The organism is Vibrio sp. ED002 (genome assembly GCF_023277445.1).
Taxonomy (GTDB): domain Bacteria; phylum Pseudomonadota; class Gammaproteobacteria; order Enterobacterales; family Vibrionaceae; genus Vibrio; species Vibrio jasicida.
Window position 1 is genome coordinate 1364360 of the sequence record NZ_CP080238.1, and the last position, 12550, is coordinate 1376909.

11 protein-coding genes are annotated in these 12550 nt (G+C 46.1%); 3 read left to right on the forward strand and 8 right to left on the reverse strand.

Annotated elements, in window-relative coordinates; translation table 11 throughout:
* Window positions 1–123: 123 nt before the first annotated feature.
* Window positions 124–1029, forward strand: coding sequence for a putative sulfate exporter family transporter (locus ITG12_RS06320; RefSeq protein WP_038879448.1), 906 nt, complete (start codon window positions 124–126; stop codon window positions 1027–1029).
* Between the two features lie 3 nt (window positions 1030–1032).
* Here ITG12_RS06320 and ITG12_RS06325 read toward each other — a convergent pair whose 3' ends face one another.
* Window positions 1033–1215 (reverse strand): hypothetical protein, encoded by a 183-nt coding sequence (locus ITG12_RS06325; protein ID WP_038865532.1) that lies wholly within the window; start codon window positions 1213–1215, stop codon window positions 1033–1035.
* Window positions 1216–1311: 96 nt separating this feature from the next.
* Window positions 1312–2193, reverse strand: coding sequence for a LysR substrate-binding domain-containing protein (locus tag ITG12_RS06330; protein WP_038879445.1), 882 nt, complete (start codon window positions 2191–2193; stop codon window positions 1312–1314).
* 157 nt (window positions 2194–2350) lie between these two features.
* Here ITG12_RS06330 and nagE point away from each other — a divergent pair, with 157 nt between their 5' ends.
* Window positions 2351–3805 carry an N-acetylglucosamine-specific PTS transporter subunit IIBC gene (gene nagE, locus ITG12_RS06335; protein WP_038879443.1) on the forward strand — a complete coding sequence of 485 codons (1455 nt, stop codon included), beginning with the start codon at window positions 2351–2353 and terminating at the stop codon, window positions 3803–3805.
* Window positions 3806–3855: 50 nt separating this feature from the next.
* Here nagE and menE read toward each other — a convergent pair whose 3' ends face one another.
* The 6 genes from menE to ITG12_RS06365 all read right to left on the reverse strand — a co-directional run bounded on the left by menE (window position 3856) and on the right by ITG12_RS06365 (window position 11089).
* Window positions 3856–5289, reverse strand: coding sequence for an o-succinylbenzoate--CoA ligase (gene menE, locus ITG12_RS06340; RefSeq protein ID WP_038879440.1), 1434 nt, complete (start codon window positions 5287–5289; stop codon window positions 3856–3858).
* On the reverse strand, window positions 5274–6263 hold the full coding sequence (gene menC / locus ITG12_RS06345; protein ID WP_038879437.1) for an o-succinylbenzoate synthase: 990 nt from the start codon (window positions 6261–6263) through the stop codon (window positions 5274–5276). Before menC ends, menE begins: the two co-directional genes overlap by 16 nt.
* A 129-nt stretch (window positions 6264–6392) precedes the next feature.
* Window positions 6393–7259, reverse strand: coding sequence for a 1,4-dihydroxy-2-naphthoyl-CoA synthase (gene menB / locus ITG12_RS06350; protein WP_038879434.1), 867 nt, complete (start codon window positions 7257–7259; stop codon window positions 6393–6395).
* A gap of 26 nt (window positions 7260–7285) precedes the next feature.
* Entirely contained in the window at window positions 7286–8080 is a 795-nt protein-coding gene (gene menH / locus ITG12_RS06355; RefSeq protein ID WP_248873854.1) for a 2-succinyl-6-hydroxy-2,4-cyclohexadiene-1-carboxylate synthase, read from the reverse strand.
* The gene (menD, locus tag ITG12_RS06360; protein ID WP_038879428.1) at window positions 8067–9785 is read right to left on the reverse strand and encodes a 2-succinyl-5-enolpyruvyl-6-hydroxy-3-cyclohexene-1-carboxylic-acid synthase; all 1719 of its coding nucleotides are present in this window, start codon (window positions 9783–9785) and stop codon (window positions 8067–8069) included. The genes menH and menD overlap by 14 nt, the downstream gene beginning before the upstream one ends.
* Window positions 9782–11089 carry an isochorismate synthase gene (locus tag ITG12_RS06365; protein ID WP_038879424.1) on the reverse strand — a complete coding sequence of 436 codons (1308 nt, stop codon included), beginning with the start codon at window positions 11087–11089 and terminating at the stop codon, window positions 9782–9784. The genes menD and ITG12_RS06365 overlap by 4 nt, the downstream gene beginning before the upstream one ends.
* A 217-nt stretch (window positions 11090–11306) precedes the next feature.
* On the opposite strand from ITG12_RS06365, the gene ITG12_RS06370 reads away from it, so the two are divergent.
* Complete coding sequence (locus ITG12_RS06370) at window positions 11307–12521, forward strand: pyridoxal phosphate-dependent aminotransferase (protein ID WP_005437583.1); 1215 nt, start codon at window positions 11307–11309, stop codon at window positions 12519–12521.
* Window positions 12522–12550 lie beyond the last annotated feature (29 nt).

The window sequence follows — 12550 nt, forward strand, 5'->3', positions numbered from 1 at the left end:
TTAGTTTTTCTGAACGCACGTTCAATTCATTAAGACTTTCTGACCATAGGCGTTACGATATACTCTGCGCTTTAACTCACTACAACGAAGACACCCTTGAATACAAAGAATATCCCCTTTGGATTGGCACTGCTGTTTTGTTTAACCCCTTTTGTGTCCTCTCCTATCGCGCTTGTGATCGGTTTTCTTTTGGCGAGTTTTAGCCTAGTACCGACAGAGCTTCCTATTGCTTCATTTACCAAGAAGCTGCTTTCTTATTCCATTATTGGTTTGGGCTTTGGGATTCACTTTGACCAAGCGCTCGCGGTCACGTCTGATGGAATAGGTCTAATCATCGCGACCATCCTTGGCACACTTGTGATCGGCATGATGATTGCCAAAGCAATAAAACTTGAACGCACAACGGCGTATTTGATTGCTTCTGGTACTGCCATTTGTGGTGGTAGTGCGATTGCTGCTGTCGCTCCAGCGATCAAAGCAAAGGACGAACAAATCGGTCTTGCACTTGCAACGGTTTTCGTTCTGAACTCACTGGCGCTGTTTATCTTCCCTGTAATTGGTCACGCTATTGGTTTGGATCAGCATACGTTCGGAACGTGGGCTGCGATTGCAATTCACGATACCTCTTCCGTTGTGGGTGCGGCATCTGCTTACGGTGAAGAAGCATTGACTACCGCAACCACATTGAAGCTTGCTCGCGCATTGTGGATCATTCCTGTCGCACTAGTTAGTGCCGTGATCTTTTCTCGTGGAAACGGTAAAGAAGGTAAAAGCAAGTTAGTGATTCCTTACTTCATTTTCTGGTACTGCGCTGCTATTGCATTCAGCGACTTCTTCCCGCAATTTGAAGTGGTGTATCAAGGCATCTTTGCTATTGCTAAGCAAGCTCTTGTGGTGTGTCTGTTCTTGATTGGTTGCAGTATTTCAGTATCGAAGCTGAAGTCGGCAGGGGCAAAACCATTATTGTTTGGTGTCACACTGTGGGTGCTGATTTCTACAACATCACTCGGTTGGCTACTGCTGAGCTAAACCTTAATTAACTTTCTGTGGCTGGGTGAGCTCTGCTTTTTTCGCGCTCTGGTTTTTGTGTACCAACACTAAAGCTATCGCGACCAGAAAGGCGGTTAGCTCAGCCAATGAGCGCGTTAGTCCCTCAGTGCTCATCGCAAGGCCAATTTGTAGCAACACCGCTGCCACCAAAGCTAATTTTATCATCCTGAACCTTATGCTTTATTTCTTAATCTTTAAGCATAATTATGATTCAGAGTTATAAGGATTCGAAATTCCCTTTTCGACTAATTCATTGCTAAATCAACTAAGTTGGCTCTCCACCCATGAAATGAAAGTCTTCACTTTAGGGCGGTGCTCATACCCAGATGGACAGAGTAAATCATACCCCTGCTGAGTATCCATCGTAGGGTAAGGGCTCACTAGTTCTCCTTTGTCTAAGAGATCTTTGACAAACCGATAGCGTCCCATCGCAACACCAACATTGTTTCTCGCGGCTAACACAGCCATATCACGGTGACTAACACAATAAAAGTTTTGGAAAACATCCACATCTAATGCCATGTGAGACACCCACCTCTGCCATACGTCAGAGCCTAATGCATGAATAAAATTAATACGGTGTAGAGAGGCGAGCCCATCTTCTAAAATATTCATCTCTTTCATGTACTGTGGTGTGCAAACAGGAATGTACTTTTCACCAAACAATCGCTGACGATAAACATCAACAAGGTGCTCAGTATCATAAAAAATAGCCACATCGATCTGATTTGTTACAAGATCTAACTGACTTTCTTGCGCAAATAGATTGAGATTGAAACCTGAGTAATGGCGCTTAAAGTCCGCAACCCTTGGCATTAACCAACCGTTTAAGAATCCAGGAGAGGCGGCAATGTTTATCTCGCCCACTAAATCCGTCGACTTTATTTCTTCAATCTCATTAAAAATGGTACTGAGCGATGTAGATAACGTCTTTTGAAAACGACGCCCTTCCTCTGTCAGCTCAAGCTTTCTCGTACCGCGAACGAACAAGGTAAAACCCAGCTCTTGCTCGAGTACTTTAATGCGATGACTAACCGCACCTTGGGTTAAATGCAACTCCTTCGCTGCATGAGTAAAACTAAGGTGCTTCGCTGCGATACTAAAGGTATGAAGATTCCTAAGCAGTAATTGTTGGTTAGCCATGACACACCATGCATTAAAAATATTAATTCATGATAGTAGTGAATTCGTTTGTTTGCGTCGATAATTAAGTTTCAAATAGTCCCTAGAAACTTAATAAAAACGCCAATTTCCAGCATAGATCATATTCTGGGAGGCATTAAAAATTATAGGGGCAAATATGAATATACTCGGCTACATGCAAAAAGTCGGTAAGGCGTTGATGGTTCCCGTAGCGACACTACCCGCTGCGGCAATCTTGATGGGCATAGGATACTGGATTGACCCTGTTGGGTGGGGCTCAGAAAGCGTACTGGCCGCATTTCTAATCAAATCTGGTGGTGCCATCATCGATAACATGGCAGTGCTATTTGCCGTCGGTGTTGCTTTTGGTCTAAGCAGAGACAAGAATGGCTCTGCCGCACTTTCCGGCTTTATTTGTTTTATGGTTTTAACCACATTGCTTGCGCCAGGAGCGGTCACTCAACTGATGGGCATCACAGCAGATGAGGTGCCTGATGCGTTCAACAAGATTAATAACCAGTTTATCGGTATCTTAGTCGGCATAATCTCAGCGGAGATTTACAACCGTTACTCTGGAGTCGAGTTACCTAAGGCATTAGCGTTCTTCAGTGGAAAACGCCTAGTTCCGATCCTAACTTCCATTGCTGGTATGGCATTGGCCTTCGTTCTGCTTTACGTTTGGCCTGTGATTTACGATGCACTGATCATTTTCGGCACTAAGTTGGAAGCAATGGGCGCTGTCGGTGCCGGTCTTTTTGGTTTCTTCAACCGCCTGATGCTGACCATCGGCATGCACCACGCGCTTTACCCAGTGTTCTGGTTTGATGTAGTTGGGATTAATGACATTCCAAACTTCCTCGGTGGTGCACAATCTATTGCGAATGGCACTGCGGTTGTTGGCCAAACTGGTATGTACCAAGCAGGCTTCTTCCCTATCATGATGTTTGGTCTGCCGGGCGCTGCGCTTGCGATGTACCACTGCGCAGATAAAGAGAACAAAAACAAAGTATTTTCTATCATGCTTGCCGCTGCAATGGCGTCTTTCTTCACAGGCATCACCGAGCCACTAGAGTTCAGCTTTATGTTCCTAGCGCCTGTGCTTTACCTAATCCACGCAGTACTAACGGGCATTTCTATGTACATTGCTGCAAGCATGCAATGGATGGCAGGCTTCGGTTTCTCCGCTGGGTTCGTAGACTTTGTGCTTTCAAGCCAAAATCCACTAGCAACCAAATGGTACATGTTGATCCCACAAGGTTTAGTGTTCTTCGCTCTGTACTACACGATATTCCGCTTCGCGATCGTTAAGTTCAACCTGCGCACTCCGGGTCGTGGCGAAGACATGGAGAAGGAAGTAACAGAAAACGTTGGCGAACTTGCAAAAGATTACATTGCCGCTATCGGTGGTGCAGATAACCTCCTAGAGGTAGACAACTGTATTACCCGCCTACGCTTAACCGTAAAAGATTCCTCACTGGCTGACGAAGCAAAACTAAAACAGCTCGGGGCAGCAGGTGTAGTTTGTATTGGTAAAGGTGGCCTGCAAGTCATCATCGGCCTAGGTAAAGTAGATAAAGTAGCGGAGCAAATGAAAGTCGCCCTCGCTAACTAAAGAATTGTGGTGACTCACCATCACCACATCCCCCTGAAGTGCAATAACGCTTAGTCACCGTTTTGCACTTCATTTTTTAACCAGTCTTTTACCGCTTTGCGCGATACTTTAATTCCTCCAGCCAATAAGGTTTGAGGCATTACATAATACGCGACCGGCCATTTGAATTTTTCTAGCTTAGTTTGCAGGTGTTGCTCGTATTGAGCTTTGTCCAGTAATGAATCCGTCTGCATCACTGCTACTGGTCGATGTCCAAATTCCACATCTTCTACCGGTACAACGATGCTCTGCGAAATACTCTCTATTTGGTTCAGTGCCGCTTCTATCTCTTCACAATGAACGTTTTCTCCACCAGAGATAAATTGGTTGTCTGCTCGACCAATAATCTTGAGTTCATCCCCTTGCCACTCTCCGAGATCCTTACTGTCGAACCAACCGTTTTCATTCAGAAGTGAGGTAACTGAGCCTTGTTTGAAATAGCCTGCTGCTAGCGTTTGCCCACCGATATAAATACGTTGTTCCACCAGCTTAATATCGCGGTTTTGCAACAGATGCCCCGCATTGCTGATGCTATCGATTCGCTTAGCTGTTACGGTAGACGCAGCTTCTGTCATGCCATAGCCTAGCCAAGTTTCAATACCCTGCTGTGTTGCTCGCAGTGCCAACTCATGGGCAACATGACTGCCGCCGAGTAAGACATGCGTGAGAGACAATTCGACTTGTTCATCCAGTAAACGCTTAAGCTGCGTCGCAACGAGAGAGGCATGAGAGACACCAAGAATATCATCAGCAAGATTCCCGTTTCCTACTTTGAGCGTTGCGCCTGCAAACAACCAACGGTAGACAATCGCTAAGCCTGAAACGTGGTAAAGCGGCAAGGAAAGCAGCCAGATTTCTTTATGGTTGAATCGAAACTCGGCTAATAAACCTTGAGCTGAAGAAAGGTGCTGACGATGAGTATGTACCACGGCTTTAGGGGTGCCTGTTGAGCCAGAGGTAAACACAATAGACGCTAAAGCATCATGTGCGTAGCCTTCGTTTGAAGTACTAACGTCACTTTGCGATTCGAAATCCAGAGTAGACAGTTGAATGATACAAAGTTGCGATAACTGCTGTTCAGAGTAGCCACTGGCAACACCATCAGCAAACCACACAAAACGTTGTTGGGTTGGCTTATATAGCGTCGTTAACTTACCTGAAAGTGCATCAAATGGCTGCGGCATGGTCAACGCAGCAATTGCGCCTATCTGCTGCGCAGCAAGATAAAACCACAGGGTTTCAACTTGGTTCTTACCGACTAACGTCACCACGTCTCCACTCGTGACACCCAGTTGTTGAAGGTTGCGAGCGTACAAGTCGACACGAGCAGTCAATTGTTGCCAGTTAACTTGTTCTTTGGTTGTTTCCAGCGCAATAGAAAAAGGGCTCATTTGAGCCCAATATTTCCATGGTGCAATCGCAATCGTCTCTATGCTGAATGCCACACTAACTCCTGCTCTGATAGCGGAATAATTGGAAGTTCACATTTAGGCCAACCCTGTTCCAATTGCGCTTTGTACAAGCCAATTGTATCCAAGCCAGGGATTTCATTCGGCAGTTGCCATTGAGCTAAACGTGCTAACTGGTTCAGACCCAAGCTGGATTCAATACTTGAGCTTATCACAGCTTTGATACCCAGAGTTTTAGCCTTCTCAATCAGCTTAATACAAAACTCAACCGAGCCGATCAACGTTGGCTTAATAATGATGGTCTTCACACCGGTAAGATCTTCTAGGCGGAAGTCTTCACGACGAACCGCATCCTGTAGCGTTTCATCCCACGCGATAGCAATCCCCGTGTTGATAGCAAACGACAGACTGTCACCCGGAGAGCGGCATGGTTCTTCCAAGAAGGTGATACGCTGACGCAGTGATGGGGCAATATACTTAGCAAACTGCTGCGCTTTTTCTGGCGTCCAAGCACGGTTTGCATCAAGGCGAAGTGTCAGCTGCGGTATCGACTCAAGAAATAAGTTCACTAGCATGCCGTCGCGAATCGGTTCGTATAGACCCACTTTTACCTTCGCAACTTTCTCGCCTTCCATCTCGTTCAGTTTAGGAATCAGCTCATCAGGGTCACCATTACACAGGGGCGCAGCTTGATACTGCCCTTGTACCGGTAGACCGCCTTCTAGCTCAAGTTGAGCCATCGATAAGCCAAACGCCACAGACGGATACATGTGGTTGTAATCCACGGGTAAATCCGCAACCCAACGCTCCGCTTGAGCTTGCAGTTGAACACCAGCGTCTTCGGTACCTTCAAGGCTAAAGCCCGTTAAAGGTGCAACTTCACCACGACCAATTTTGTCGCCATCCGTTAATTCAAGAATGAAGCCAACACGCTCAGTCAGTTTGTTGTCACGTAATATAACGCCACTGTCCATTGGTAGAGAGTAACGATAAATCTTCGCTTTACGCATAATTCGAATCCTATGTAATACCATATATTCTGAACTTTTTAGCGAGAGAACCCGCTAACCTCCCAGAGGGCGAGGCGCTCAGGACGAAAAACGAAACAGAGGAGCACAAAGGCTCCTCTTCTATACGGATTATGGGTTACGAGGGAACTTATCGAAGTCTGGGCGACGTTTCTCGTTGAATGCGTTACGACCTTCTTGGCCTTCATCTGTCATGTAGAACATCATGGTTGCGTTACCAGCCAGTTCTTGCAAGCCCGCTTGACCATCACAGTCCGCGTTCAATGCGGCTTTCAAGCAACGCAGTGCCATTGGGCTGTGTTGCAGTACTTCACGACACCAACGAACGGTTTCTTTCTCTAGATCCGCTAGTGGCACTACTGTGTTTACTAGACCCATGTCTACCGCTTCTTGAGCGTTGTAGAAACGACATAGGAACCAGATTTCGCGAGCTTTCTTCTGACCTACGATACGAGCCATGTAAGACGCGCCCCAACCGCCATCAAAAGAGCCCACCTTAGGACCAGTTTGACCAAATTGTGCATTCTCCGCCGCAATCGTCAGGTCACACATCATGTGCAACACGTGACCACCACCGACAGCCCAACCTGCGACCGATGCGATCACTGGTTTTGGACAAGTACGAATATCGCGTTGGAAGTCTAATACGTTTAGGTGGTGCGTACCTTGGTCGTCTTTGTAGCCGCCGTAGTCGCCACGGATCTTCTGGTCACCGCCAGAACAGAACGCATCTTCACCTAGACCTGTCAGGATGATCACACCAACAGTCGAGTCATAACGCGCATCTGCCAGTGCATCAATCATCTCTTTTACAGTTTGAGGACGGAAAGCATTACGTACCTGTGGACGTGCAATGGTAATTTTCGCGATACCATCAACAGACTTGTGATAGTGGATATCCTCGTATTTCTCGCTGCAATCTTTCCATTGAACCGGAGCGTAAAGTTCTTCTTCAGAAATGCCTACTGTTTTAGCCATGGTGATTCCCATTGTTCTCGTTGCTCTCACTGAAAGTGAGAATGAATTATTTGATTAATCTGTATCGCAAACTTTTGGGGTTGCTCTTGATGAGCGTTATGCCCTGCCCCCTCAATTTGTCGATATGCCAACCCGCTCATTTCTGCCAGTTGACTGAATTTTTTGTCTTTAGCACCGCACACGTAATACAGCGGAACCGCTTGTTGTTGCAGTGCTGGTAGCAAATAACCTTGCTTAGCCAAAGAAGTCGCAAGCAACATATCTGCGACTGACGAGCCAAGATTAGCACTTCGTTTTGTCACTAATGTTTGTCTTTGCTCATGGTTTAGTGAAGAAAAGACCAACTGTTGGTACCAATCGTTCAAAACACAAGCAAGAGGCTCAATTTTGAAACGCTTTGCCCAGCGAGTGTCATTCTTTAATCTGGCCTGCTTATCTGACTCGTTTTGTAGACCGAAGTTTCCTCCTTCAACAATGGCACCACAAATATTGAGATCTGAAAAACACTGGTGCGCAAGGCCATGCATAGCAATGCGTCCCCCCATTGAGTAACCAATCAAAATAAGCAGCTGTTGTGAAGGAAATAGTAAAGATAGTGTGGAATTGAGCAATTTGCAGCAATCATCTAGATCACGGCAAGAAATAGATTGGCTTTGACCATGACCAGGAAGGTCAATCGTCACACGTTCGAATTGAGGTAACGCGTTTGAGCATAGATGCCAATCCGCTCCGCTACCTAACAAGCCATGCAAAAACACCAGAGTAGGCAAAGTGCTACCTTGGTGCTTTTCCGTTGCTGAAAAGTGCTCAGAATAGAGCATGCAAATTCTTGTTGAACGATTTTAAATGCTCAACAGCTTGGTTAGACGGCGTTTGCACTTCAATCACCAATGCGCCTTGCCCTGAAGCAAAATGCTCAGAAACCAAAGATTGGTATTCTGCTAATGAGCTTGGTTGACGATACTCTAAACCAAACTGCTTCGCGGCGTGCTCAAAGTCGTAACCATGAGGCATTTGGTAGAACGACTCACGATGTTCCTGCGGCACCGGCAGTAAATCAAAAATCGCGCCGCCATCATTGTTCGTAATCACCAACACTGACGGTAACTTACTGTGCGTAAACAACGCCAGTGAATTCAACCCATACAATGCCGACGTATCACCAATAAACATTAACATCGGGTTCTGGCGCGCGCGTTGCACCCCGCTTGCCGTTGCAAACAGACCATCAATGCCTGAAGCACCACGGTTGGTAAACACTTCAGTATTGTCGAGCTTCCCAAACATATCAATTAAGCGAACAAACAAGCTGTTACCCACAAACAGGTCAACACCTTTTGCGCGCTCTGCAACATCAATGGCTAATGCAATCTCGCTTAGCTCACTCTTAGGATCAGAAACGAACAAACCTTTTGCATGCTGAGTCACTTGCTTAATGTCAGTCGCAAGGTCGTCTGCCCAACCAGTATATTCCGATTCAAACTCTGTGGTACGTTCTACCCAAGAGCTCGGTTGTTCAGCCCAATGCCATTGTGGCAAGTGGCTTTGATTATCACGGTCTAAACGTGGAGAAACATACCAGTATTGAATATCTCTACCATGTTGGCTACGCGAAACATGTTTATCGAGCCAGTGGTTAAAACGCTTGGAGATGATTCGGCTACCAAATTGAACCACTAAATCACAGCTATCTAACTGGCTCGCCAATCTTGGATGCTGCAACCACATATCAAAATGGGCCCAATCCGAACTCACACCACTTTGAGGATCAGCCAAAACAGGCCACCCCATTTGCTCAGCAAACGAACGTGCGGCCTGTGCTTGGGCTAAAGGCAAACTCCCAATGACCACGATACCTTTGTTGTCACCACAGCTTGGAATCGCACTGTTCGTTTTCGGGTTGAATCGTTGACAATAAGTCACGCGACTTTCTTTCCAACCAGCAACCGTATCGAGGTAATCTTGGTGAGTACTTTTTTCTACGTTTGAGTATAACGGCTCAGGGAAGGCACAGTTGATGTGTACCGCACTGCCTTTTAGCCGCTGCGTGAACATCACTTCATCCACAGAGGTCAAAAGCCAGTTGAGTGGCGTAGACAATGTCGGGCTTGGCAAATTCAGACTGTCAGAAACATGCTGTGAGAAAATACCAAGTTGATTGATGGCTTGATTTGCACCACACCCTACCAACTCGACTGGTCTATCGGCAGTCAATACCACCAGCTTTTCACCAGTGAGTTTTGCCTCTGCAATAGCGGGCAACAGATTGGCGACGGCAGTACCAGAGGTCACGATCAATGCCACAGGCTCTCTACTGGCTTTCGCTAGCCCTAATGCCATAAAGCCCAAACCACGCTCATCAAAGTGCGTGTGAATGGTAAAATTTGGATTATCCGCCGCCTCCACCGTTAAAGGGGTAGAGCGAGAACCTGGTGCAATACAGATATGATTTACACCAAAGCGGTTTAATTCTGTCAGGATGGTTTCAGACCAAATTCGATTTAAAACAGCTTGATCAGCATTCATGATGCAACCCCAAGCGGTGGGTGGTCTGAAATAAGAGAAAGTAACGTTGACATTTTTTTATCTAACTCGGCCCATTCATGCTCTGCAATGGAACCTGGAACAATACCCGCGCCAGCAAACAGTTGAACTTGTTCTTCAAGGATCAACGCACTTCTGATTGCGACACAAAACTCTGCACGCTCATGGCTGATATAACCCATGGAGCCTGCATACCAGCCGCGTGCAAACGGCTCATTATCTAAAATAAACTGCATCGACTCTTTACGGGGCAACCCAGCAACGGCGGCTGTCGGCTGTAAAGCAGAGAGTAACTGAACGCCATTAATGCCCGTTTTAAGATCCGCATGGATATTACGCTTTAAATGCTGCACTTTTCTCAGGCGAACCAAACGAGGATCAGTTTCAACTTCAACGCTTTCTGAGTGGGGTGAAAGACGTTCAATAATGTCGTCCACCACATACTGGTTCTCATTGAGGTTCTTAGAATCTTGAGATAGCCAGTTCGCCAACTCCATATCTTGAGTCGCATTCTCGCCACGGCCTATCGTACCGGCCAATGCTTCTGTATGTAGCTCGTGTCCGATACGCGAATACAAACGCTCTGGTGTGGATCCCATAAAGCTGTGTTTACTGTCTAAGCTCAACAGAAAATGAAAACTATGATGGTTGTTGAGGTAGCTCGCTTTCAATAGCTGCGCAGCAGAAAGTGTCGAATCTAAATGAACAGTCGATTTGCGAGCCAACACCACTTTTTTAAACTCGTCATTGTCGATACCAGTGAGCACCTTCTCTACCAAATTATTCCATTGTGGCTCTGTCGGAGCGTGATCAATCGAACGGATATGAGAAGAGATTGGTGCTAAGCTAGGCACATCAGAGACCAGCTTTTTCAAGCCTGCTAATGTACGAGTTTTATCTTCTGCGATATTCACCGCAAGTGACCATTGCTGGTCAAACCGAATCAACTCAATTTGCGGAAGAAAAAAGAAGGATGGCATACAGCGACGATTTTTCTCGTGCTGACCGTCAAATGAACGACCGCCCCATACGCGTTGGCCTTCACCAAGGATCGTATAGGCAGGTCCAGGCTCGACAAAGGAGTGGAGTTGGCCTAGAGCAACAACTTCTTCACGAGTATCACGGGACTGCCAGTAAAACTTGGGAAAAAGTGGTTGTGCTTCAAGCCAGTCTATAAACGCGAAATTGGGTTTCTCGCTGAGTGGCTCGATTAAACGTGTTTGATTGCCTTCCGTTTGCTGAACTCGCTCGATAATTCTATTTACGGCTTGATGGAACTGTGACAAATCAACCTCGAAACGTGTGAGGATAAAGGATAACTGACGGCTACTCTAAGTTTAGACCCAAAGCAAATCAAGGTCGTATACGATCTTTTGCAAATTCCTGTGATACCAACAGAACAAAACTTAATCACCAAACGGATAATTTACAGATTTTTATTCTAATAAAAAACAAATTATTGTATTTTAATAAAGAAATTAACGATTTTTTAGGAATTAAGCAATGCAAAATATCGGGATGTCGTCAAAACTCGACAATGTCTGCTACGACATTAGGGGTCCTGTACTCAAACATGCTAAACGCATGGAGGAAGAGGGGCATAAAATCCTAAAGCTAAACATTGGTAACCCCGCCCCATTTGGTTTTGACGCCCCTGATGAGATTCTAGTAGATGTCATTCGTAATCTGCCAACTTCTCAAGGCTATTGTGATTCCAAAGGCATTTATTCGGCGCGCAAAGCTGTCGTGCAGCACTATCAGCGCAAAGGCATCCGATCGTTAGATGTTGAAGATGTATACGTTGGTAACGGTGTATCAGAGCTGATCGTGATGGCGATGCAAGCATTACTGAACAATGGCGACGAAATGCTGATCCCTGCGCCAGACTACCCGCTTTGGACGGCATCTGTTGCTTTGTCTGGCGGTAAACCTGTGCATTATATCTGTGATGAAGGGGCAGACTGGTACCCAGACCTTGAAGACATCAAAAAGAAAATCACGCCAAAAACCCGTGGTATTGTTCTTATCAACCCGAACAACCCAACAGGTGCGGTATACAGTCGTGATTTCCTATTAGAAGTTATCGAGATTGCGCGCCAACACAACCTGATCATCTTCGCTGATGAAATCTACGACAAAGTCCTTTACGACGGCGCGACACACACCTCGGTTGCAACGCTAACAGAAGATGTATTGGTGATGACGTTCAACGGTCTTTCAAAAGCGTATCGCGTTTGTGGTTTCCGTGGTGGTTGGATGTTCCTAACGGGTCCTAAACATCTAGCACAAGGTTACATCAATGGCTTAGAACTGCTTTCTTCGATGCGTTTATGTGCCAACGTACCAATGCAACATGCGATTCAAACCGCATTGGGTGGCTACCAGAGTATTAATGAGCTGATCTTGCCGGGTGGTCGTTTGCTTGAGCAACGTAACCGAGCTTACGAACTGATCAACCAGATCCCTGGTGTTTCATGTGTGAAGCCGAAAGGTGCGATGTATTTATTCCCGAAAATCGACACCAAGATGTACAACATTAAGAATGACCAACAAATGGTGCTCGACTTCTTGAAGCAAGAAAAAGTACTTCTGGTACAAGGTTCTGGCTTTAACTGGCCGAAACCGGATCACTTCCGTATTGTTACACTGCCGCACGTAGAAGATCTCGAAACCGCGATTGGCCGCTTTGAGCGTTTCCTATCAACGTATAGCCAGTAGTAATTACTGCTGATCTCTCATATGCTTAG